Consider the following 23,842-nt stretch of genomic DNA (forward strand, 5'->3'; position numbering starts at 1 on the left):
AGCGTATATTTTTATTCGAAAACGAATGAGCCGCAGGCGTTCGCTATCTGGTCAGCGGCGCGACAGACGAAGAGGTAATGATGGACTTTCAGGCAATCAAACAGACTGCGCGTCAGGCCCGGCGCTACGTCCTGCAAATGAATCATCGGGCAGGAAAAGGGCACACCGGCGCCGACCTCTCCGAGGTAGACATCATCTGCACGCTCTTTATGGGCGTGATGGATCGCTCCGCGGCACGTCCCGATCAGGACCGCTTCATTTTGTCGAAAGGGCACGGCGCAGGCGGACTCTACTGTAGCGCGGCCGCTATGGGCCTGCTTGACCCGACGGTGCTCGATCAGTTTATGGGTGACGACACGCTGCTGGCCGGTCATCCGGTGCGACAAAAATTGCCCGACCTGGTGGAGATTAACTCAGGCGGTCTGGGTCATGGTTTGCCTATCGGCGTCGGCCTGGCGCTGGGCAACAAGCTCTCCGGCATGGGCCATCGTCGCGCCTTTGTTCTGCTGGGTGATGGTGAGCTGGCGGAGGGATCAAACTGGGAAGCGGCCATGTCCGCCAGCAAATACAAGCTCGATAACCTGATCGCTATCGTTGACCGCAACCGTCTGCAACTGGCGGGCAAAACGGAAGAGATTATGCCGCTGGAGCCGCTGGCTGATAAGTGGCTGGCGTTCGGATTCGAGGTACTGGAGTGCGACGGGCACGATCCGCAGGCTATCGCCAATGCGGTGAACCAGCCCTCTGCTGGCAAACCGCGGGTGATCCTCGCTAATACCGAAAAGGGCCACGGCATCTCCTTTATGGCTAACGTACCGGCCTGGCACCACTCGGTTCCCAATGATGAGCAGCTGGCCCTGGGGCTGGCAGAGCTGGAGGAAGAATAATGCAAGACTTACGCGACGCGGTCATCGCCACGCTGGTGGATGAACAAAATAACGGGGCGAACCTCAGCGTGATGGTCGCTGACTCTACCTCAACATCGAAAATTGCTCCGTTCGAGAAAGCCTTTCCGGAGCGGGTGATCAATGTCGGAATTGCCGAACAAAACATGATTGGTATGGCAGCAGGGATGGCGCTGAGCGGCCGTACCGTATTTACCGCTAATGCCGCACCTTTTCTGTTTGCCCGCTCCAATGAGCAGGTGAAAAACGACATCTGCTACACCGAAACCAACGTCAAAATGCTGGGGCTGAATGCTGGCTTTGCCTACGGGCCGCTGGGAGCCACGCACCACTGTACCAACGATATCGCCATTGCCCGCACCTTCGGCAATCTACAGGTTTTCGCGCCCGCCGATGCCGTTCAGGCCAGCGCCATCGCCCGCTATGCCATTCAACATAACGGGCCGGTTTATATCCGCATGGACAGCGATAAAGTGCCGGTGCTGCACAGTGAAGAGTATGAGTTTGTACCCGGTAAGCCTGAAGTGTTGCAGCAGGGAGAGGAAACCCTGGTGTTCTGTCTGGGAACCCTGGCCCATGAAGCGCTGGCTGCCAAAGATGAGAGCATCACTATCGTCTCGCTACCTTCGCTCTGGCCGCTGGATGAAGCTGCGGTGGTGAAGCTGATTAGCGCTCACCAGCAGGTGATCACCATGGAGGAGCACTCGTTGAGCGGCGGACTGGGCAGCATTATCGGTGAAATCCTGCACAGGCACAGCCTGCGTCAGCGCTTTACCCCGCTGGGTATTCCGCCCTATGAGTTTACTCACAGCAGCAGCCGCGCCGCGCTGCGCAGCCAGTTCCGTATTGATGCACAGGGATTACGTACCACTTTACAACATGTTGTGGCTGCTGCCTGAGGAGATCGCTGATGAGTAATGAATATGATGTCAATCTGCGTTACGGCGTGGATATCAATATGGATTTGCGCGGCAAAGTGGCGGTGGTCACGGGCGGGCTGGGCGGGATAGCCATGGCCAGCAACCAGATGCTGCTGGAAAAGGGCGCGAGCCTGGCGCTGCTTTACCCGGCGTTTGAGCAGGAGAAAGTCAGCGACGTGGCCGGGCAGTTTGATCTGGCCCGCGTGCAGTTTGTGCAGTGCGACGTTACCGACCCCTTCTCCGTTGAGCAGGCGATTGAGCAGGTAGAGGCGCATTACGGCCACATTGATATCCTGGTGAACTGCGCTGGTTACGTGATGCTGCAACCGGTGCTGGAAACTGAATTCGCCGAGTGGCAGAAACAGGTCGCGGTAAACCTTACCGGCCCGTTCCTTTGCTCGCAGGCGGTGGCGAAACGGATGGTGAAAGCGGGAAAAGGCGGAAAAATTATTAATATAGCCTCTCAGGCAGCCTCCATCGCTATCGATAACCATGTGGCCTACACCTCCGCCAAGGCGGGTCTGCTGGGCATGACGAAGGTGATGGCCAAAGAGTTCGCGCCGCACAAAATCAACGTAAATACCCTCTCTCCGACCGTGGTGCTGACGCCGATGGGCGAAAAAGCCTGGCGGGGAGAAAAGGGCGAGGCGATGAAGCAGCTGATCCCGATGGGGCGCTTCGCCTACACCGATGAAATTGCCGCTGCCGTACTCTTTTTCGCCAGCAATGGCAGCGACATGATCACCGGCGCCGATCTGATGATCGATGGTGGTTTTACCATCTGGTAATCCTTCGCTAGCACCAGAGCCGTAACAAACGCAATACCCTACGCGCTGTACCTACAATAATGAGAGAACATCACTATGAACATGCGTTTAACTGTATTAGCCGTTGCCACCGCCTGCACCTTTTCCCACGCAGCGCTGGCAGCTGATAAAGGCACCATTATGATTATGGTCAACTCGCTGGATAACCCTTATTACGCCTCGGAAGCGAAGGGCGCCAACATGAAGGCCCAGGAGTTGGGGTACAAAACGTCCGTGCTCTCCCATGGCGAAGACGTTAAAAAACAGAGCGAGCTGATTGATGCCGCCATTGGCAAAAAAGTGCAGGGCATTATTCTCGACAACGCCGACTCCACCGCCAGCGTCGCTGCTATTCAGAAAGCCAAAGATGCGGGCATTCCGGTGGTGCTGATCAACCGTGAAATTCCGGTCGATAACGTTGCGCTGGAGCAGATCACCCACAACAACTTCCAGGCGGGATCTGATGTCGCCAACGTCTTTGTGGAGAAGATGGGTGAGAAGGGCAAATATGCCGAACTGACCTGTAACCTCGCCGATAATAACTGCGTCACCCGTTCAAAATCCTTCCACCAGGTCCTTGACCAGTATACCGACATGCAGAGCGTAGCAAGACAGGATGCCAAAGGTACGCTGATCGACGGCAAACGCATTATGGACAGCATCCTACAGGCGCATCCGGATGTGAAAGGAGTCATTTGCGGTAACGGCCCCGTGGCGCTGGGTGCGATTGCGGCGCTGAAAGCGGCAGGCCGTAACGATGTGATTGTCGTGGGCATTGATGGTAGCAACGACGAGCGCGATGCGGTGAAAGCGGGCACGCTGAAAGCCACCGTGATGCTACAGGCGCAGGCTATCGCCGCGCAGGGCGTGACCGATCTGGACAACTTTATTCAGAAAGGCACTAAACCAGAGAAACAGCGCATCATGTTCCGCGGCATTCTGATCTCCCCGGAAAACGCCGCTAAGGTTCAGGATTTCAACTTCAAATCTTAAGTCGTCGATACTGCTGCGCCCCTGCGGGGGCGCAAAGGAGAGAACCTATGTCAGGGCGAGTCTGGCTGGCAATGAGCGTGTTAGTCCTTGGCGGCTGCCGCATTGTGTCGCAACAGGAATTAGCCGACCTGAAAAATCCCCCCAATCCGCAGATGGCGAACATTACCAGCACTTACCAGCAGAAAATTGTGCCGCAGGTATTGAAGGAGGCCAAACCCTTGGGTGAGGTGATGAAAGAGCTGGCGGCGGCAAAAACCTTTGACGATGCCTGTAAGCAATTTGGTTACCGCAGCCAGGATGAGAACCCTTGTGTCTTCACCGTGAAGGTGAACGGCACCGTTTCAGCGGTGAATACCACCTCGCGCAGCGGCAAAATGACGGTAAAAGATGTCAGCGGCCAGCAGGTCGTGGTGCAAATCGGGCCGATCATCCGTGGCACCGCGCTGCGCGATGTGTACAGAGGCGCCAGCTACCAGGATTTCAATGACCAGGTCATGTTTGGCGACTACGGCAAGGCGATCAACACGCTCGCTTCCAACGAGGTGAAAAAGCTACAGCCGAAAGTGGGCGACAGTGTGGAAGTGGATGGCGTGTTCAGCAGTTGGGACGTGCCGCAGACCCCGCCTGATATCACCCCGGCCCGTGTCGTTCGTCAGCAGGAGTCAGATCATGGCGCACAGTGAAGCAGATGTTCTGACCACGGCTGCCGGGCAGTCAGAAGTGATTATTGAAACCCGCAACGTGTCACGTATCTACCCTGGCGTGACCGCGCTGGATCAGGTGGACTACCGCGTCTACCGCAACAAGGTCAACGTGCTGATTGGCGAAAACGGCGCGGGAAAATCAACCATGATGAAAATGCTGGCTGGCGTGGAAGTCCCCTCTACAGGGCAGATCCTGCTGGATGGTCAACCCGTTTCGCTGCACTCCACGCAGCAGGCGGAAAAACATGGCATCAGCATTATTTTCCAGGAGCTGAACCTGTTCCCCAACATGAATGTGATGGACAACATTTTTATTGGCAATGAGTTCTTTCAGCGCGGCGTGATCAACGAGAAATATCAGTATCAGCTGGCGAAAGCGCTGCTGGAAAGGCTGGAGCTGGATGTGGATCCTTACGCCTCGCTGGGTGAGTTGGGGATAGGTCACCAGCAGCTGGTGGAGATCGCCCGCGCGCTCTCAAAAGATACCCGTGTGCTGATTATGGATGAACCTACCTCGGCGCTCAGCCAGTCTGAAGTAAAGGTGCTGTTTAACGTCATCGCCGCCCTCAAGCGCCGTGGCGTCACCATCATCTATATCTCCCACCGGCTGGAAGAGCTGATGGAAATTGGCGATCACATTACTATTTTCCGCGACGGGCGCTTTATCAGCGAGCGCGAAGTGCGGGACGCCAGCGTGCCGTGGATCATTGAGCAGATGGTGGGCGACAAGAAAAAACATTTCGATTATCAGGCCGCTGACCAGGGCGAAACGGTACTCAGCGTCACCGGCCTGACGGCGCTGGCGCAAAACGGCGGCTACAAGCTGAACGACGTCACCTTCTCGCTGCGTAAAGGCGAAGTGGTGGGCATTTATGGCCTGCTGGGCGCCGGGCGCACCGAGCTGTTTAAAGGGCTGATTGGCCTGATGGCGTGCCAGAGCGGCAGCGTGACCCTGAACGGCGAGTGTCTGGACAAGCGCAACTTTCAGCAACGGCTGAAGAGAGGCATTGCGCTGGTGCCGGAAGATCGTAAGGGGGAAGGGGTTGTCGAACTGATGTCGATCAAAACCAATATGACGCTGAGTGACCTGAGCCTGCGCGGTTTTCGCCGCGCCCTGAATCTGCTGCATCCGCGCCGGGAAGAGATCCGCGTCAATGAGATGATCGAGCGGCTGGCAATCAAAGTCAGCGATGCCGAACTGCCCATCACCTCGCTCAGCGGCGGCAATCAGCAGAAAGTGGTGCTGGGCAAAGCGCTGATGACCGGGCCGGAAGTGGTCCTGCTGGATGAACCCACGCGCGGCATTGATGTGGGTGCCAAAACGGACGTTTACCACCTGATCGGGTCGATGGCCCGTCAGGGACTGGCAGTGATGTTTTCCTCCTCTGAGCTGGATGAAGTGATGGCGCTGGCCGATCGCATCCTGGTGATGGCGGACGGAAAAATCACCGCTGATTTACCCAGGGTTGAAGCCACACGTGAGCGGCTTATCACGGCTTCCACCCCCCACGATTAGCTAGCGCCCTGGGCGTTAAGGAACACCTTATGAACCAGAAATACCTGCTTTATATGTACCTGCTGAAGGCGCGGACGTTTATCGCACTGCTGATCGTGATCGGTTTTTTCAGCGTGATGGTGCCGAACTTTTTAACGCCTTCTAACCTGCTGATCATGACCCAACATGTGGCGATTACCGGCTTACTCGCCATCGGCATGACCCTGGTGATCCTGACCGGCGGCATCGACCTCTCTGTCGGGGCCGTGGCGGGGATTTGCGGCATGGTCGCGGGCGCGCTGCTGACCAACGGTGTGCCGCTTTGGGGCGGCGAAGTGCTGTTCCTGAACGTGCCGGAGGTGATCCTGGTGGTGGCGATTTTTGGCGTCATCGTCGGGTTGATCAATGGCGCGGTTATTACCCGCCTGGGCGTAGCCCCCTTTATCTGTACGCTGGGGATGATGTACGTCGCACGCGGCGCGGCGCTGCTCTGGAACGATGGCAGCACCTATGCCAACCTGGTCGGCATGCCGCAGCTGGGTAACACCGGCTTTGCCATTCTGGGTTCCGGCACCGTGCTTGGCGTCTATCTGCCTATCTGGCTGATGGTCGGTTTTCTGCTGCTGGGCCTCTATATCACGCGTAAAACACCGTTAGGGCGCTATATCTATGCCAGCGGCGGTAATGAGTCGGCGGCACGCCTGGCCGGTGTACCTATCGTCAAGGTCAAGGTCTTTGTTTACGCCTTCTCCGGACTCTGCGCGGCGCTGGTGGGGCTGATTGTGGCTTCCCAGCTGCAAACGGCTCACCCCATGACCGGCAACATGTTCGAAATGGATGCCATCGGGGCAACCGTGCTTGGCGGCACCGCGCTGGCAGGCGGACGCGGGCGCGTGTCAGGTTCCATTATCGGGGCGTTCGTGATCGTTTTCCTTGCCGATGGCATGGTAATGATGGGGGTCAGCGACTTCTGGCAGATGGTGATCAAAGGTCTGGTTATCGTCACCGCCGTGGTTATCGACCAGTTCCAGCAGCGTTTGCAGAGCAAAGTGGTGTTGATGCGTCGCCATGAAAAAAAGCAGGCGGCCGCGCCGCTCTCTGAGGTCAGCCATGGCTAGAGATTTGATCGTCGCGCTGGATGAAGGCACCAGCAATGTGAAAGCGGTAGTTATTGATGCGCGTGGACAGGTGGTGACAAAAGCTTCACGTCCGCTGACGGTGGAAACGCCGCACGCTGGCTGGGTGGAGCAGGATGGCATGACGCTGCTGGAGACCTCGCTGACGGTTATCAGAGAGGTGATCCAGACGGTGGGCGAGAACCGTATTGCGGCGCTCGCAATCAGCAATCAACGCGAAACGGCGATGGGCTGGGAGCGCGAGACGGGGAAACCCATTGCGCCCGCCATCACCTGGCAGTGTTCACGTTCGGCGGCATTTTGCGATCGCCTGCGAGCGGATCATCAGGATGAGAAGATCCGCTCGATTACCGGCTTGCCGGTTGCGACCCTCTTTTCCGCATCGAAAATGCGGTGGCTGCTGGACAATACGGCTCAGGGAGCCGAGCGGGCGGCGAAGGGCGAGATTTGCCTTGGCACCGTTGATGCCTGGCTGCTGTGGCATTTCACCGGCGGCAAGCAGTTCCGCTGTGATACCTCGAATGCTGCCCGTACGCAGCTGCTTAATCTGCAAACCGGGCAATGGGACGAGAGCATGCTGGCACTGTTTGGCCTGCCGCGAATAGCGCTGCCGGAGATCTCTCCTTCAAGCGGCCTGTTTGGCACCACCCGCGGGCTGAGCGGCATTCCCGATGGCCTGCCTATTCTGGCGATGATTGGCGACTCCCATGCCGCGCTCTATGGTCACGGCCTGGGGATGGCGGGCGGAGTGAAAGCCACTTATGGCACCGGATCGTCCGTGATGGCGCCGTTGCTCACGCCGGATACCAGCATTACTGAACTGGCTACCACCGTGGCCTGGCATGATGGCGAGCGTATTGTTTATGGCCTGGAAGGCAATATCCCCCATACCGGCGACGGCGTGGCGTGGATGGCACAGGCCACCGGGCTGACGGATGGTAAAGGCGAGGTGCTGAGCAGGGCGCTGCATGAGCTGCCGGCCAGTATCGACTCCACGCTGGGCGTCTACTTTGTCCCGGCACTGACCGGGATGGGCGCGCCCTGGTGGGATAATCAGGCGCGTGGGGTGATAAGCGGCCTGAGTCGGGGCGTCACGCCAGCGCACCTGATCCGCGCCTCGCTGGAGGCGATCGCTTACCAGATAGCAGACGTTATTGCCGCCATGCGTCAGCATCCCGATTTCCATCTGGAGACGCTGATGGTGGATGGCGGGCCGACGCAAAATCCGTGGCTGATGCAGTTTCAGGCCGATCTGCTTGGCTGTCCCGTCGCCCGGAGCAGTACGCCAGAGCTTTCAGCACTGGGGGCAGGGTTACTGGCAAGGCGTGCGCTGGAACAGCTTGATGAGCGGCAGCTGAGCGCCTTGCTGCCTGAACACGAAGAGTGGCTGCCTGACGAATCGCGTCACCAGCAGCTGGCCGAATCCTGGCAGGGCTGGCGTGACGCAGTGCAGCGTACGCTCTGGCAGCCTGCTGCACCTATTCCTTAAGGAGAACAGAATGAAACGTAATTTTCAGGGTAAAACCGTGGTGATCACCGGTGCCTGTCGGGGCATTGGTGCGGGTATCGCAGAACGCTTTGCCAGCGAGGGTGCTAACCTGGTGATGGTCTCTAACGCAGAGCGGGTCTTTGAAACCGCAGAAGAGTTAAAGGCGGCGCACGGCAGTGAAATCCTGGCCATGCAGGCCGATATCACCGATGAAAATCAGGTGCAGCATCTCTATCAGGAGGCTGCCGCGCGCTTTGGCGCTATTGACGTTTCGATTCAGAATGCTGGCGTCATTACCATCGATTACTTCGACAAAATGCCGAAGTCTGATTTTGAAAGAATTCTGGCGGTCAACACTACGGGCGTCTGGTTATGCTGCCGTGAAGCGGCAAAATATATGGTGAAACAGCGCTCCGGCAGCCTGATCAACACCTCTTCCGGGCAGGGTCGTCAGGGCTTTATCTATACGCCCCATTATGCCGCCAGCAAAATGGGGGTAATCGGCATTACGCAAAGCTTGTCGCAGGAGCTGGCTCCCTGGAACATCACGGTAAATGCTTTCTGCCCCGGCATTATCGAAAGCGAAATGTGGGATTACAACGACCGGGTATGGGGGGAAATCCTCAGCACGGCTGAAAAAAGCTATGGCAAAGGTGAGCTGATGGCTGAATGGGTGCAAAACATTCCGCTGAAGCGGGCAGGTCAGCCGCAGGATGTGGCGGGGCTGGTGGCCTTCCTGGCGTCCGATGATGCGCGTTACATCACCGGACAAACCATCAACGTTGATGGTGGCTTAATCATGTCCTGATGCGTGTTTAGTCGTTGCCATAACGTCCAATCAGACCGGCCGCACCCAGGGTGTGGCCTTTTAATTTACTCAGTAATTCTTCCCTGGTTAATCCCTGTCCCAGCCCGTTTGCCGGTAAGTCGGTGGCAATCAGCGTGAAATTGTAGTGATGCTGGCCGGTTCCCGCTGGCGGGCAGGGGCCGTAGTAGCGCAATGTGCCGGGACTGTTTTTCCCGCCGGTATAACCTTTCCCGTCACTCAGCTCACCGCGGGCAAAGCTGGTGCGCTGAAACGGAATGTTGTAAGCCACCATATGGTTCACCCCCAGCCCTTTCGCGCCAACCGGATCAATCAGGGTAAGGGCAAAACTCCTGGTGCCTTTCGGTGGGTTCACCCAGCTCAGCGCCGGGGAAATCCCTTCGCCACTACAGCTGGCATTACCTTCAGCGTTCCCGGCAAAGGTTTTAGCCATCACATCGTTATCGTTAAAATCGGGTGAACTCAGGGTGAACAGCGGGGCCGCGCTGGCCGCTGTAGCACAGGCCAGCAGGGAAACAGAGAGCAACGTTCTTTTCATCGGACAATTCCTTTTTTAAACAGGTCAGGAGCAAGCCTGGTGGATAAACCTCTGTTATGCCAGCGAGTTAACCTGTTCCCTTGCTGAAATCAATCTGCCACAGCGCTGCCGTCAGGGGGCCAACTTGTGTTAAGCTAACCTTTCACTCATTTTGTGAGCTATCTTACGTTTTCGCTTATAAAACAGTGTTGCCAGACGGCAATTAATGAGGTTATGAGAAAATTTTACCCCCTCCGCTCCCTGAGTGGCGCACTGGTGCTGTTAATGGCTGGCGGTGCTGACTCACATTACGCGCAGGCGCTGACCACGGATACCCGTGTCGCCGATGCGCCCTTCGACGATCCCACACGTTTCAGCCAGCAGCTGCCAGAGCTGGCAAGCGATGCCAGTGACAACAGCGCGCTGGAGAAACGTCTGGCCCAGGCGATAAAAACTATCGGTGAGGCCAGCATGAACAGCAGTGAAGATCAGTCACTGGGCAGTCAGGCGGGGCAGTGGGCGTTTAATCATTTTCGTGATGAAGCCGCAAAACGCGCCGAAACCGAAGGGCAAAATCTGCTCTCTCCTTACGGCAGGGCCAGCCTGTCGCTGATGGTGGACATGGAGGGCAGCTTTGACGGTACTTCAGCCCAGCTGGTAACGCCCTGGGCGGACAATTACCGCTATCTCACCTTCAGCCAGGTGGGCGTGCAGCAGACGGATTACGGTCTGGCAGGCAATGCGGGGTTGGGTCAGCGCTGGGTGGCGGGTAACTGGCGGCTGGGCTATAACGCTTTTATTGATGATATGCTGGAGTCCAGCCAGCAACGTGGCTCGCTGGGTGCCGAAGCCTGGGGAGATTATCTGCGCTTCTCGGCAAATTACTATCAGCCGCTCTCTGGCTGGCGCGATAAAACGCATCTGACCACTATGCGCATGGCCCGCGGCTATGACATCACCACCCAGGGCTATCTGCCGTTCTATCGTCAGCTCGGCGTCTCGTTAAGTTATGAACAGTATCTGGGCAATAACGTCGATCTCTTTAACAGCGGTACGCTGGGCAGCAATCCGGCAGCCATTGAACTGGGCGTCAGCTACACGCCAGTGCCGTTGTTCACCGTGACAGCTTCCCATAAAACCGCCGATACGGGCGAAACGCAGGATCAGTTCGGCCTGAAGATGAACTATCAGATTGGCGTGGCGCTCAGCAAACAGCTCTCGGCGGATAATGTGGCTGCCGCCCGTTCGCTGAGCGGCAGCCGCTACGATACGGTAAACCGTAATAACACGCCGGTGATGGAGTTCCGTCAGCGTAAAACGCTTTCGGTCTTCCTGGCGACGCCGCCCTGGCAGGTTCAGCCGGGTGAAACATTGCCGCTTAAGCTGCAAATCCGCAATGCCAATCCAATCAAGGCGATCAGCTGGCAGGGTGATACTCAGGCGCTGAGCCTGACGCCCCCAGCCAGTAATGTCTCTCCGCAGGGATGGAGCATTATTATTCCGGCCTGGGACAGCACGCCGGGTGCAAGCAATGAGTATCGTCTGTCGGTGACGCTGGAGGACAGCAAGCAGCAGCGTGTAACCTCTAACTGGATCACCCTGAAGCTGGTGCCACCGGTTACGCTGCAAAACGGTGAGGCAAACTCGTTCGACTTAATGACGCCTTAATTCCGGGGCATCAGCGTTACGTCTGCTCAGAGATATCTGCGCTGCTGATGCCTACAATGTCATTGCGTCAGCGAATGACCTCGTTTACCAGATATCAGCCCCGTACCTGACGGGTCTGAATCATATCTTACCTCACGGTTTCTGCATTTTTAGCCTCTGGTACTCCCTGAACCCTGAGTCACGCTGTGACTCAGCGGTGGCTCTCTGAGGGTGCAGATGCGCCTTTTCAGGGCATTAACTGCCTCATTTTAAAGCCTGATCCCGCTTTTGATCACAAAAGCGATATTTTATTTCGCCATTGCATAATTCTTCTCTTTTTTATGCGGCAAACCCGCCCCGACCAGAAAATTATTCACTTTATATGCATTTTAACTGCATAGCGAATCCGCGTAACTCATTGATATTGCGTCTTTGAAAACCATTTATGCATTTTTATCGCTGGCTGGCACGAAGCGTGCAATTTACATTACAGATGCAATGAATCATTTCATTAACATTTTTAAAACTTTTAAGTTACCTGCCAGCGGGCAGTAAACAGAGGCCGTTATGACACCGTCAGTATCTCGCGAAAATTTTGATCAGTGGATTGTTCCTACCTACGCACCTGCAAGTTTTATCCCGGTGCGTGCCGAAGGCTCCACACTTTGGGATCAGCAGGGAAAATCTTATATCGATTTTGCTGGCGGCATCGCGGTAAACGCCCTGGGTCATGCTCACCCCGATTTACAGCAGGTCTTGCAGCAGCAGGCTGCGCTGCTGTGGCATACCGGCAACGGTTACACCAATGAGCCGATCCTCCGTCTGGCTAAGCAGCTGATAGATGCCACTTTTGCAGACCGGGTATTTTTCTGTAACTCAGGAGCGGAAGCGAACGAAGCGGCCCTGAAGCTGGCAAGGAAAGTGGCCCACGATCGGCTGGGCGAGCAGAAAAGTGGCATTGTGGCGTTCAAAAACGCTTTTCATGGCCGTACGCTGTTCACCGTTTCTGCCGGTGGCCAGCCCGCCTACTCCAAAGATTTCGCACCGCTGCCGGGGGGAATTGACCATGCGGTCTATAACGATCTCGCCTCTGCCGCCGCCTTGATCAATGACCAGACCTGCGCGGTGATTGTTGAACCTATTCAGGGAGAGGGCGGCGTAGTGCCGGCGGATCCTGCTTTCCTGCGTGGCCTGCGCGAGCTTTGCGACCAGCACCAGGCGCTGCTGATCTTTGATGAAGTACAAAGCGGCGTAGGCCGTACCGGGTCGCTCTATGCCTATATGCACTACGGCGTGACGCCGGATGTACTGACCACCGCGAAAGCGCTGGGCGGCGGTTTCCCGATGGGCGCAATGCTGACCACAGAAGCCCTGGCAGCGGTAATGGGCGTTGGCACCCACGGCACTACCTATGGCGGTAACCCGCTGGCTGGTGCCGTGGGCGGTAAGGTCATGGAGCTGATTAATCGTCCAGAGGTGTTAGCGGGCGTTGCGCTGCGTCATCAATGGTTTGTTGACGGTCTGAATCAAATTAACCAGCGGCTGCATCTGTTCAGCGAGATCCGCGGTCTGGGGCTGCTGATCGGCTGTGTGCTGAACCAGGATTACAGCGGACAGGCGAAACTGATCAATCAGGCGGCGGCGAAAGAGGGGCTAATGGTGCTGATTGCCGGGGCCAGCGTGGTGCGCTTTGCGCCTTCACTGATCATCACTGAGCAGGAAGTCAAAGAGGGGCTGAGCCGCTTCGAAGCGGCGTGCCGCGCAGTTATTGCCGGTGCAGCATCATGATGTTCATCCGTCCTGTTGAACGCGACGACCTCGCACAACTGATGGCGCTTGCCGGCAAAACCGGTGGCGGACTGACCTCTTTGCCCGCTGACAGCGCAACGCTGTCAGCCCGTATCGATCGCTCTATTCTTACCTGGCAAAACCAGCTGCCCCGTGCGGAACAGGGCTATGTGTTTGTGCTGGAAGAGAGCGAGACCGGCAGAGCCGTGGGCATTTGCGCCATTGAAGTGGCGGTGGGCTTGCAGGATCCCTGGTACAACTTTCGCGTCGGCACCCAGGTTCACGCTTCCAAAGAGCTGAATGTCTACAACATGCTGCCCACGCTTTCGCTCAGCAATGACCATACCGGCAGCAGCGAACTCTGTACGCTGTTCCTGGACCCCGATTACCGTAACGGAAAAAACGGCTATCTGCTCTCAAAATCACGCTTTCTCTTTATGGCCGCCTTCCGCGATCGTTTTATGCAGAAAGTGGTGGCAGAGATGCGCGGCGTTATCGACGAAGCGGGCCATTCCCCATTCTGGGAAAGCGTCGGCAGCCGCTTCTTTTCCATGTCTTTCAGCGAGGCGGACTACCTGTGCGGCACCGGACAGAAGGCGTTTATCGCCGAGCTGATGCCCAAGCATCCGCTCTATATTGACTATCTCACCGCAGAGGCCAGGGAAGTTATCGGGCAAACCCATCCCCAGACTGCTCCGGCACGCGCCGTGCTGGAAGCGGAAGGTTTCCACTATCAAAACTATGTCGACATCTTTGACGGCGGCCCCACGCTGGAGTGTGATATTGACCGCGTGCGCGCTATCCGTAAAAGCCGCCTCTTAACCGCTGTTATCGGGCAAGCGGGCGACGAGTCACTGCCGCTCTGTCTGGTGGCTAACGAGCGGTACGACGATTTCCGCGTACTGCTGCTGAATGCCGACCCCGATAGCGAAACCCTCAGCATCAGCAGAGAACAGGCAGACATATTACGCTGCGCCGTGGGCGATCCCCTCCGCGTGGTGACATTATCAGCTTCGGAGAAGAGAGCATGACGCATTTTATTGACGGCCAGTGGCTCACTGGCGCAGGTGATGATTTCAGCAAGTCCGACCCGGTGAGCGGTGAAGTGCTCTGGCAGGGAAAAGCCGCCAGCGCCGCGCAGGTCTCTTCTGCGGTTACGGCTGCCCGCCGCGCTTTTTCTGCCTGGGCGCGCCGTCCTTTTGCAGAACGTCAGGCTGTTGCAGAAAAATTTGCCGCTCTGCTGGATAAACACAGAGACGATTTAACGGTGACCATTGCGAGGGAGACCGGTAAACCCCGCTGGGAAGCGGCCACGGAAATTCAGGCCATGATCAATAAAATCGCCATCTCCGTGAAGGCTTATCACACCCGCACCGGCGTGACGGTGGAGGCGGAAAGCTCCCTTCGCCACCGTCCTCATGGCGTGATGGCGGTGTTTGGGCCATACAATTTCCCCGGTCATTTACCGAATGGGCATATCGTCCCCGCTTTGCTGGCAGGCAATACCCTGGTCTTCAAGCCGAGTGAACTGACGCCGGGCATCGCTGAGAAAACGGCACGCCTGTGGCAGAGTGCCGGCCTGCCGGATGGCGTGCTGAATATGGTGCAGGGCGGCAGGGAAACCGGTCAGGCGCTCGCCAACGAGCCGCAGATTGACGGCCTGCTGTTCACCGGCAGCGCAGCAACCGGTTATCAGCTACACGCCCAGTTTGCCGGACGACCGGACAAAATGCTGGCGCTGGAAATGGGCGGCAATAATGCGCTGATTGTGGAAGATCCTGCCGATATCGATGCGGCTGTGAATCTTGCCATTCAGTCCGCTTTTATCACGGCGGGGCAGCGCTGTACCTGTGCGCGTCGTATGCTGGTGAAGCGCGGCGCGGCGGGAGAGGCTTTCCTGGCCCGTCTTACCGAAGTGGCGGGGAAAATCGAGCCTGGCGGCTGGGACGCGCAACCGCAGCCGTTTATGGGCAGCGTGATATCGGTGCAGGCCGCAGAGCGTATTTACGCCGAATGGCAGGCGCGTATTGCAGCCGGAGGAACGGTGTTGCTGCCAATGCGCTGGCCAGATCGTAGCAGCGCGATCCTCACGCCAGGCATTATTGATATTACCGGCCTGAAAAATATCCCTGATGAAGAGGTCTTCGGCCCGCTACTCACCGTGATCCGTTACGACGACTTTGACCAGGCGATCGCGATAGCGAACGAGACCCGTTATGGACTTTCCTGCGGGTTGATTTCACCCAGCCGCGAGCAGTTCGACCAGCTGCTGATTGAGTGCCGCGCGGGCATTGTGAACTGGAACAAGCCGCTGACCGGCGCAGCCAGCAGCGCGCCCTTTGGCGGTATTGGCGCTTCGGGCAACCATCGTGCCAGCGCTTTCTATGCGGCTGACTATTGCGCCTGGCCGATGGCCTCGCTGGAGAGCGCAGAGCTGACGCTGCCCGTGACGTTGTCACCAGGGCTGGACTTTACCCCGGCAGGAGAGACGCGATGAGCGCATGGGAAGCAAACTTTGATGGCCTGCCGGGGCTGACGCACCATTACGCCGGGTTGTCTTTTGGTAATGAGGCTTCCACCCGCCATCAGCACCGTGTTTCAAACCCGAAACTGGCGGCGCAGCAGGGGCTGATGAAAATGAAAGCGCTGGCGGATATGGGGTATCTACAGGGCGTGATCCCGCCCCACGAGCGGCCCAACGTGGCAGCACTGCGTTTGCTTGGCTTCAGCGGCAGCGATGCTCAGGTGCTGGCTAAGGCCGCCGCCCAGGCGCCGCAGCTGCTGTCTGCTGCCAGCTCTGCGTCAGCGATGTGGGTGGCCAATGCGGCCACCGTTTCGCCCTCCGCTGACAGCGCAGACGGCAAGGTACATTTTACCGTGGCTAACCTGAACAATAAATTTCATCGGGCGATGGAAGCGCCTGGTACCGCTGCGCTGCTGCGCGCTATATTCCGCGATCCGCACCATTTCAGCGTGCATGATGCGCTGCCGCAAGTGGGGATGTTTGGCGACGAGGGCGCAGCAAACCATAATCGCTTCAGCATCTCTCACGGCGAGGCAGGCGTGCAGCTCTTTGTCTACGGGCGGGAGGAGGCCAACGGGGGGCTGGTGCCCGCGCGCTATCCTGCCCGACAGACGCGGGAAGCCAGCGAAGCCGTTGCCCGCCTGCATCAGCTCGATCCTCAGCGCACGGTTTTTGCCCAGCAGAATCCTGCGGTGATAGACCAGGGCGTGTTTCATAACGATGTTATTGCCGTCAGTAATCAGCAGGTGCTGTTCTGTCATCAACTCGCTTTTCTGCATCAGCCAGCCTTACTGGCGGAACTCCGGGAAAAAATGCCGGGCTTTACCGCCGTGGTGGTGCCAGAAAGCCAGGTGAGCGTGGCGGATGCGGTGGCGACCTACCTGTTTAACAGCCAGCTACTGAGCAAGGCAAACGGTAAAATGATGCTGGTGCTGCCGGAAGAGGCCCGTCAGCATCCGGGCGTCTGGCGTTATCTGTGTGAGCTGGTGGAAAGCGGCGGCCCGATTGATGAGCTGAAGATCTTTGACCTGCGCGAAAGCATGAATAACGGCGGGGGGCCTGCCTGTCTGCGGTTGCGTGTGGTGCTTAACGAGCAGCAACGTGCTGCGGTGAATCCTGCGGTGATGATGAACGACACGCTGTTTGCCACCCTTAATGAGTGGGTGGCGCGCCACTACCGCGAGAGTCTGACACAGCACGACCTGGCAGACCCGCAATTGCTGGTGGAGGGACGCACGGCACTGGACGAACTGACGAAGCTGCTAAACTTAGGCAATGTTTACAACTTTCAGCAGTAATCACGGATGAAGCGAGGCGCGTCATGGTACCTTGTGACGCGCCTTATCTTGATGAAGGAGCAGAAACCCATAACAAGGAGAACGCATGCAGGACTTTCTGAAACAGACCCTTAGCGGAGAGCCACCTGAACACTCTTCAGGCCGGAATGACCAGCTCAGCTGGCAATGGCTTGATGAAGGGATCCTTGAAATGACCCCGGTTAACGCCTCAACCCAGGCGATGGTAATTTCCGCTGGCGTACACGGTAATGAAACCGCGCCGGTAGAGATCCTCAACGAACTTATTGCTCAGCTACTTCGAGGTGAGAAGCCGCTTCTCCCCAGACTGCTGCTTATTTTCGGTAATCCCGCCGCGATGCGCGCTGACAAACGTTATCTGCGCTGTGATATTAACCGCATGTTCGGGGGACGCTGGCAGCAATATGAAGATTGCCCGGAGGCGCGCAGGGCGTGGATCCTTGAGCAGGCGATGGAAAATTTCTGGCAGGCCGGTAGCAGTGAAGAGATCCGCTGGCATCTGGATTTGCACACCGCAATCCGTGGCTCCTACCATTCACGCTTCGGCGTTATGCCGCTGCGCGAAACGCCCTGGCCGGAAGATTTCCTTCACTGGCTTGCGGCGGCAGGGCTGGAGGCGCTGGTGTTCCACCGTGCCGCAGGCGGCACCTTCACCCATTACAGCTCCAGGCACTTCAACGCAGCGAGCTGCACCCTGGAGCTGGGAAAAGCGTTGCCGTTTGGCAGCAATGACTTAACGCAGTTCAGCGCGGCGCGGCAGGCGCTGGCTGGCCTGCTCTGTGGTGAAGGGCTGCCTGAAGTAGCAGAGCCACCGCGGCGCTACCGTGTTTCGCAGCAGATTACGCGCCATACCGAGGCGTTCAACATGCATATGGGCCAGGAGACGCTTAACTTTACCGCTTTTCCCCAGGGTACGCTGCTGGCAGAAGATGGTGAAAAACGGTTTTACGTTCAGCAGGCGCGCGAATATGTGCTGTTCCCCAATCCCAACGTGGCGCTGGGACAGCGGGCAGGGCTGATGCTGGTGGAAGATAACAAGCATAATGAGGCGTTAAGCTCATAATCTTCAGGAGTCTCTGGCTGACCAGGCAGGGAGAGGGCAGAACTCCTTCTTATCAGGCGTGAAATGCCTGTTCTGTTGCTGGAATCAAGGGTCACCAGAAGTTAACTTCTTAGCCTCCGGGCTGAACGCCGGGGGCGATCGTAAAACCGGTCGCCCTGCCCATCGCGGGTTAAACCCTGTCATTCGAAATCCCCCCCAGGGCAATAAACCGCCTGCTGTTAACCCTTATTCAGGCTTACTTTTTCCTTTCCCGTTCCTGTCATTGGTATTACACTTCTCCACAGTTTCTGCATTAATCGCTTTAAATTCATATCTGTTAGCAATTCCTCACGATAATCTTCGCATTCTCTCCATGATCGACGCCATTTTGTCTTTTATGCTTTCAGGGCTTTACCCATGCTCTGAGTACTTGACGTTCAGCGCAATAAACTTGTTTCCGACATCGCGACACTGCTGTCGTTTTAGTACTGAAAATTAAAGGATAAAATGATGCGTAAATTAACTTCTCTTGTTGTTGCTATGACGCTGGCCCTGGGTGCTGCGAACATCGTTCACGCTGCGGCCGATAACATGACGCCTCCGCCAGCCGGAGCCGACAAAACCATGATGCACAAGCCGCCTCGTCATGGTGGGATGCATGAAATGTTTAAAGGCCTGAATCTGACGGATGCGCAGAAAACGCAAATGCGCGCCATCATGAAAGATGCCCATAAAGATATGAAACGTCCTTCGCTGGAAGAGCGTCGCGCTATGCACGACATCATCGCTTCAGAGAGCTTCGACCAGGCCAAAGCGACTGCGCAGGCAGAGAAAATGTCCGCCGAGGGCAAAGAGCGGGCAATGAAGATGATGGAGACGCAGAACAAGCTCTATAACGTGCTGACGCCTGAGCAGAAAAAGCAGTTCAATCAGAACTTTGAGAAACGTCTGACTGAAAAGCCGCACCATGAAGGTAAAATGGCACCAGCAGAAGGCTAAGCCCTGCTGAGATAACCTGAGAACGCCGGCGTTGTTCACACTCTACAGAGTGCGGACAGCGTCGGCGGTTTCGTTTTTGCCCTTCAGGAAAGTGGCAGAATGGGATATTTTCCGCTGAGAATGGGTTTGCAGAGAATTTTATAGCCGTCGCTGTCGAAGCCTGGCGGCGTTTTCGTCAGCTCGCCGGCCTGAGCGATATCCTCAACCGAGCCAAGATAGAACCAGTTATTGATGATATGGATCTGCTGGTGGGTCAGCCCCTGCTCAACAACGCCTACCGCGCCGTCCCACGGCCAGCACGCTACCCGAACCTGTTCCAGCGCCAGCATCAGGCGTTGATGATGCTCTTGCACACTCTCTTTGCCGCAGCAGGCCCCGGCACAGCGCCCAAGGCTGGCACGGAAGCAGGCACGATCTTTATTGACCTTCTCAATTCCCAACAAACCCAGGCAAAGCCGCTGTTCATCGGCAATTTTTTGCAGTTTTTCCAGCGCAGCGTGACGGCTGGCATAGAGACCAAAAAGGTTTGGCGTATGTGAGAAGTCCAGCTCTTTGGCATAGACCACGCTCGGCTTGCCGCCGCTGATATGCAGCGAACAGAGCTGGCGGTTTTTACGCAACCTTTTGTTGAACAGCGGCTGCTGGTTTTTGATCATCCTGGCCTCCAGCAGCAAGGCTCCAAGCTCGCCTGCTGTCTGAATAAAGGTTACCTCACGCGCCAGACGAAGCATTTTCGCCTCATCTGCCGTGCGGAAATGCGACATCACCCTGGTGCGTATATTCACGCTTTTCCCGATATAGAGCGGCATGGTTTCGCTGTCGCCGTGGAAAATATAGACGCCCGGCACCGAGGGCAGGCCTTCAAGAAAAGGACGGAGATGATCGGGATATTGATAAATCGCCGCAGGTTCAAATTCCAGGCGATGGCTTGCTACACGTCTTGGCACATGTCACTCCGGTTACTGGTTACATGTACAGTGTAGCAGGCTGCCCCCGGAGAAAAAAGCACCAATTAGCGGGTGGCCCGCCAGCAAATCAGTGAGCCAAGCGTGACCATCATCACCCCTTGCCAGAAACTGAACGAGGGGGTGAGCTGAAGCCACAAAGAGGCGAGCAGGGCTGAAAATACCGGCGTGAAGTAGGATGCCGTGGCTAACAGAGTCATATTGCCGTGCTGAATACCCCTGTTCCAGGCTGAATACGCCATTGCGGTGGAAGCGGCCATAAACAGAACCTCCATTATGACCACCGGGCTGAAGCGCATCGGCTGCGGCTGTCCGCTCACGGCAAACTTGATCCAGAGTGCAATAGCGGTGATCAGGAAAAATAAGGTGACGCCACTCTGGCCTCCGGCATAACGGCGCGTGACATTGTTATAAAGCGCCCAGGCGATAGCCGCAAAGAATGCCAGTCCATAGGCCAGCGGATTATCCATAACGTTGTGCCACAGCAGCAGCGGTGTCCAGGCGCTGTCTCCCTTCAGCACCCAGATAATGCCTCCCGCTGCCAACGCCAGCCCCGGCCAGAGCCACCAGCGAAAGCGCTGTTGATTTAACGGGATAGCAAACAGCAGCGTCAGACTGGGCCAGAGATAATTAATCATCCCTAACTCCAGCGCCTGTGGACGCGTGTGGGCCAGACCAATAGAGATTGCCAGGCAGATTTCGTAACTGACAAACAGCGCGCCGCCCCACCATAAATAGCGGGAGGGAAGTTGACGCCAGCGCGGGAAGCCGCCAGCCAGACAGAGGAACAGCGCACTGGCGCTGTAAATCATTGCGGCACCGCCGGTAGCGCCCAGCGATTCTGCAATAGAGCGGATTAGCCCGACCGTGGTGCTCCATAAAACGATGGCGCAAAGGCCAGTCAGCGTCGCGTGTTGCGATGTCAGTGCCATATCATCCCTGTCGGATCAAAAAAGGGCGGTGTTAGCCGCCCCGCATGCTTTGAGGAAATTACTTCTTCCAGAAGTCATCAAACACCGTGATTGGCGGACGTCGCTTGTGCTCGGTTTTCAGATACCAGCCTTCAATGATTTTGGCGGCGGCCTCGTCAATGGTCTTGCCTTCAAGGTACTGGTCAATCATCTCATAGGTCACGCCAAGCGCCACCTCATCCTGTAGGCCCGGACGGTCATCTTCCAGATCGGCGGTAGGGTGCTTGAGATAGAGATGTTCCGGGCAACCCAGCTCTTTCAGCAGGGCTTTCCCCTGGCCTTTATTCAGACGAAAGAGGGGATTGATGTCCGTGCCGCCATCGCCATACTTGGTAAAGAAGCCGGTTACCGCTTCGGCAGCGTGATCTGTACCTACCACCACGCCCGAGTACATGCCGGCAATGCTGTACTGCGCTTTCATACGTTCGCGCGCTTTTTCGTTACCCCGCACAAAGTCGGAAAGGGTGACGCCCGCTTCGCGCAGCGCTTTTTCGCTGGCTAATACCGCTTCTTTGATATTTACCGTCAGCACGCGATCGGCCTTGATAAAATCTATCGCATCCTGACAATCCTGCTCATCAGCCTGAACGCCATGAGGAAGGCGCACGGCAATAAACTGATAGTCGTTTGACCCGGTTTCTTCCCGCAGCTCCGTAATGGCAAGCTGGCTGAGTTTACCCGCCAGCGTGGAGTCCTGACCGCCGCTGATGCCTAAAACCAGGGATTTGATCCCCGGATATCTCTTCAGGTAGGCCTTCAGAAAGTCAACGCTGGTGCGAATTTCCTGTTTTACATCAATAGTGGGTTTTACACCCAGCGCTTCAATAATTTCCTGTTGCAGAGCCATTTACTTCTCCTCTGTTCAATCCGCTTTAGGGGCGGTGATGACAAGTCGCCTCAGGTAAAACTAGCCTGCCCGAGGTGAAACAACAAGAATCAATCCTGTTATTTCAACGCTTTTGGCTGATTAATCAGCCATTTTCGGTTTCTGCGCCAGCAGCACAAACATCGTTATCGCCAGCATATAGCAGCCAAAGATGGTGGCGGTCATCGTCAGAACCGAGGTTCCGCCGATGCCGGTGACAGGAACAGCAATCCCCCCCAGCGTAAACATCGTTACCCCCATCACTGCGGAAGCGCTGCCGGCACGGTGCCCCTGACTTTGCATCGCCAGCGAGGCGGCCGCCACGCCTACGGCGCCGTTACTGGCGACGCTGAAGAAGAGTGCCACCAGCACCACCGGCAGGGCGGCTCCGCTCAGACCGGTGATCAGCAGGCTGCCTGACGAGAGGAAAGCCAGCGCCAGAGCGCCTTTCACTACGCGATACTCGCCCCATAATGGACTGAGACGCGCACTGATTTGAGATGCAAGGATCAGACCAACCCCGTTGGCGGCAAAGCAGAAGCTGAACGCCTGGGGCGACAGGCCATAAATCTGCTGTAGCACAAAGGGGGAGGCGCCGATATAGGCGAACATGCCGGACATCATAAAGCCCTGGGTCAGGCAGAAGCCCATAAACGGACGATGTTTCACTACCTGCCCCAGCGCGGCCCATGCGGAGAAAAATGAGCCCTGGCTTCGCCGCTCCAGGAGCAGCGTCTCATGGAGTTTGACCTTCGCCAGCACAAACAGCAGGGCGGCAATGGCGGCAATCACCATAAACAGCCCGCGCCAGTCCAGCACCGCCATCAGTGCGCCGCCCATTACGGGCGCGGCGATAGGGGCAAGACCGTTTACCAGCATCAGCAGGGCAAAGAAACGGGTAAGTTCGTGTCCGCTGTACATATCACGGGCAATCGCCCGTGACAGAACCGCACCGCCCGCGCCGGAGAGACCTTCAAAGAGGCGAGCCAGCAGAAGCTGGTTAATATCCTGGGCCAGCGCGCAGCCAACCGAGGCGATAAGCAGCAACACCAGTGACAACAGCAATGGCCGGATACGGCCATATTTGTCGCTCATCGGGCCAAAAATCAGCTGGCCCAGCCCCAGTCCCAGCAGACCGGCGGTCAGACTCAGCTGCGCCGTTGCGGTAGGCGTTTGCAGATCCCGCGCCAGCGAGGGCAGGGCGGGAAGATAAAGATCGATACAAAGCGGCCCTAACGCCGCAAGAAGGCCTAGCGTAATGGCATAGCCAAGACGATTGGGGTGTGCAGGTGTCATTTTTCCTCTGTCTTAAATAGGAGATCGGTGAGTTTTTGGTATAAGGCGTAGAGTTTTTCTGCTGACGCTTTCTGGGGCGTCAGTCGGCGAAAGGTTGTTCCCTCTGCCAGCACAGCAAACATCTCCACGCAGGCGCAGATATGTTCGTCGCTGAAGTGGGGATGCTCTTTTTTCAGGTTCTGGCAGGCGTGCGAGAACATGCGGTTATCTGCCTCCACCATCATTCTGGCGACCAGCGGATTGCGGGTGGCTTCTGCGGCCACTTCCAGCATTAATGCTTCATCATCTTCATCCAGCACGTGACGCCAGGCCAGCAGCCCCGCCAGGTTAGCCGAGGTGGCCGTTTGTTCAATATAAATCAGGCGTGAATCGATAATGCGTTTAACGATCTCTTCAATAATGGCGTCTTTATTGGTGAAGTAGCGGTAGATTTGCCCGACGCTCAGTCCCGCCTCTGCCGCCAACTGCGCCATGCTGGCGCCGTGAAAACCTGACCGGCGAAAACAGCGGCGTCCGGCTGCAACGATCTCATCCTGCCGCTGGCGATGGCGGGCATCACGGGCTTTATTCGGTGTACTCATCCTGACCTTTACCCACAGACATTAAGCTGTCAGCCGGACGCCCCAGAGAGGTCGCGC

General features: G+C 56.9%; 22 protein-coding genes. 16 read left to right on the forward strand and 6 right to left on the reverse strand.

Features of this window, described 5'->3' with window-relative positions; all coding sequences use genetic code 11:
- Nucleotides 1–80 precede the first annotated feature (80 nt).
- The 9 genes from AAH450_RS03800 (at nt 81) to AAH450_RS03840 (ending at nt 9,256) form a co-directional block, all read left to right on the forward strand.
- Entirely contained in the window at nt 81–887 is an 807-nt protein-coding gene (locus AAH450_RS03800; RefSeq protein WP_342909566.1) for a transketolase, read from the forward strand.
- Complete coding sequence (locus AAH450_RS03805; RefSeq protein ID WP_342908983.1) at nt 887–1,804, forward strand: transketolase family protein; 918 nt, start codon at nt 887–889, stop codon at nt 1,802–1,804. The genes AAH450_RS03800 and AAH450_RS03805 overlap by 1 nt, the downstream gene beginning before the upstream one ends.
- A gap of 11 nt (nt 1,805–1,815) precedes the next feature.
- Entirely contained in the window at nt 1,816–2,613 is a 798-nt protein-coding gene (locus AAH450_RS03810; protein WP_342908984.1) for a GolD/DthD family dehydrogenase, read from the forward strand.
- Nucleotides 2,614–2,688: 75 nt separating this feature from the next.
- Nucleotides 2,689–3,624 (forward strand): D-ribose ABC transporter substrate-binding protein, encoded by a 936-nt coding sequence (locus tag AAH450_RS03815; RefSeq protein ID WP_318791346.1) that lies wholly within the window; start codon nt 2,689–2,691, stop codon nt 3,622–3,624.
- A gap of 47 nt (nt 3,625–3,671) precedes the next feature.
- A complete protein-coding gene (locus tag AAH450_RS03820) occupies nt 3,672–4,307 on the forward strand; it encodes a DUF2291 family protein (protein ID WP_342908985.1) in 636 nt (211 codons plus the stop codon).
- Nucleotides 4,294–5,844, forward strand: a complete 1,551-nt coding sequence (locus AAH450_RS03825) for a sugar ABC transporter ATP-binding protein (protein WP_342908986.1) — start codon at nt 4,294–4,296, stop codon at nt 5,842–5,844. Before AAH450_RS03820 ends, AAH450_RS03825 begins: the two co-directional genes overlap by 14 nt.
- Before the next feature lie 29 nt (nt 5,845–5,873).
- Nucleotides 5,874–6,941, forward strand: a complete 1,068-nt coding sequence (locus tag AAH450_RS03830) for an ABC transporter permease (protein WP_342908987.1) — start codon at nt 5,874–5,876, stop codon at nt 6,939–6,941.
- Nucleotides 6,934–8,448 (forward strand): FGGY family carbohydrate kinase, encoded by a 1,515-nt coding sequence (locus AAH450_RS03835; RefSeq protein WP_342908988.1) that lies wholly within the window; start codon nt 6,934–6,936, stop codon nt 8,446–8,448. The genes AAH450_RS03830 and AAH450_RS03835 overlap by 8 nt, the downstream gene beginning before the upstream one ends.
- A gap of 10 nt (nt 8,449–8,458) precedes the next feature.
- Nucleotides 8,459–9,256, forward strand: coding sequence for a glucose 1-dehydrogenase (locus AAH450_RS03840; RefSeq protein WP_342908989.1), 798 nt, complete (start codon nt 8,459–8,461; stop codon nt 9,254–9,256).
- Nucleotides 9,257–9,263: 7 nt separating this feature from the next.
- Here the strand turns inward: AAH450_RS03840 and AAH450_RS03845 are convergent, their stop codons facing one another.
- Nucleotides 9,264–9,812: a YbhB/YbcL family Raf kinase inhibitor-like protein gene (locus AAH450_RS03845; protein WP_342908990.1), complete on the reverse strand. Its 549-nt coding sequence runs from the start codon at nt 9,810–9,812 to the stop codon at nt 9,264–9,266.
- 213 nt (nt 9,813–10,025) lie between these two features.
- Between AAH450_RS03845 and AAH450_RS03850 the strand changes: the two genes are divergently transcribed.
- The 7 genes from AAH450_RS03850 (at nt 10,026) to spy (ending at nt 19,107) form a co-directional block, all read left to right on the forward strand.
- On the forward strand, nt 10,026–11,459 hold the full coding sequence (locus tag AAH450_RS03850) for a YchO/YchP family invasin (RefSeq protein ID WP_342908991.1): 1,434 nt from the start codon (nt 10,026–10,028) through the stop codon (nt 11,457–11,459).
- A 546-nt stretch (nt 11,460–12,005) separates the two neighbouring features.
- A complete protein-coding gene (locus AAH450_RS03855) occupies nt 12,006–13,226 on the forward strand; it encodes an aspartate aminotransferase family protein (RefSeq protein ID WP_342908992.1) in 1,221 nt (406 codons plus the stop codon).
- Nucleotides 13,223–14,257 carry an arginine N-succinyltransferase gene (gene astA, locus AAH450_RS03860; RefSeq protein WP_342908993.1) on the forward strand — a complete coding sequence of 345 codons (1,035 nt, stop codon included), beginning with the start codon at nt 13,223–13,225 and terminating at the stop codon, nt 14,255–14,257. The genes AAH450_RS03855 and astA overlap by 4 nt, the downstream gene beginning before the upstream one ends.
- Nucleotides 14,254–15,723, forward strand: a complete 1,470-nt coding sequence (astD, locus tag AAH450_RS03865) for a succinylglutamate-semialdehyde dehydrogenase (protein WP_342908994.1) — start codon at nt 14,254–14,256, stop codon at nt 15,721–15,723. Before astA ends, astD begins: the two co-directional genes overlap by 4 nt.
- The gene (astB, locus tag AAH450_RS03870) at nt 15,720–17,048 is read left to right on the forward strand and encodes an N-succinylarginine dihydrolase (protein WP_342908995.1); all 1,329 of its coding nucleotides are present in this window, start codon (nt 15,720–15,722) and stop codon (nt 17,046–17,048) included. Before astD ends, astB begins: the two co-directional genes overlap by 4 nt.
- A gap of 85 nt (nt 17,049–17,133) precedes the next feature.
- Nucleotides 17,134–18,129, forward strand: a complete 996-nt coding sequence (gene astE, locus AAH450_RS03875) for a succinylglutamate desuccinylase (RefSeq protein WP_342908996.1) — start codon at nt 17,134–17,136, stop codon at nt 18,127–18,129.
- A gap of 489 nt (nt 18,130–18,618) precedes the next feature.
- Nucleotides 18,619–19,107, forward strand: coding sequence for an ATP-independent periplasmic protein-refolding chaperone Spy (gene spy / locus AAH450_RS03880; protein WP_342909567.1), 489 nt, complete (start codon nt 18,619–18,621; stop codon nt 19,105–19,107).
- Nucleotides 19,108–19,190: 83 nt separating this feature from the next.
- On the opposite strand, the gene cho is transcribed toward spy, so the two are convergent.
- From cho to AAH450_RS03905, 5 genes are all read right to left on the reverse strand, one after another.
- Nucleotides 19,191–20,054 carry an excinuclease Cho gene (gene cho, locus AAH450_RS03885; RefSeq protein ID WP_342908997.1) on the reverse strand — a complete coding sequence of 288 codons (864 nt, stop codon included), beginning with the start codon at nt 20,052–20,054 and terminating at the stop codon, nt 19,191–19,193.
- A gap of 65 nt (nt 20,055–20,119) precedes the next feature.
- Entirely contained in the window at nt 20,120–21,004 is an 885-nt protein-coding gene (gene yddG / locus AAH450_RS03890; RefSeq protein ID WP_342908998.1) for an aromatic amino acid DMT transporter YddG, read from the reverse strand.
- Between the two features lie 58 nt (nt 21,005–21,062).
- Nucleotides 21,063–21,890, reverse strand: coding sequence for an ammonia-dependent NAD(+) synthetase (gene nadE / locus AAH450_RS03895; RefSeq protein WP_342908999.1), 828 nt, complete (start codon nt 21,888–21,890; stop codon nt 21,063–21,065).
- Nucleotides 21,891–22,010: 120 nt separating this feature from the next.
- On the reverse strand, nt 22,011–23,204 hold the full coding sequence (locus AAH450_RS03900; RefSeq protein ID WP_342909000.1) for a multidrug effflux MFS transporter: 1,194 nt from the start codon (nt 23,202–23,204) through the stop codon (nt 22,011–22,013).
- Nucleotides 23,201–23,785 (reverse strand): TetR/AcrR family transcriptional regulator, encoded by a 585-nt coding sequence (locus AAH450_RS03905; protein WP_342909001.1) that lies wholly within the window; start codon nt 23,783–23,785, stop codon nt 23,201–23,203. Before AAH450_RS03905 ends, AAH450_RS03900 begins: the two co-directional genes overlap by 4 nt.
- Between the last annotated feature and the right edge of the window lie 57 nt (nt 23,786–23,842).

It is taken from the genome of Erwinia magellanica (assembly GCF_039023495.1).
Lineage (GTDB): Bacteria > Pseudomonadota > Gammaproteobacteria > Enterobacterales > Enterobacteriaceae > Erwinia.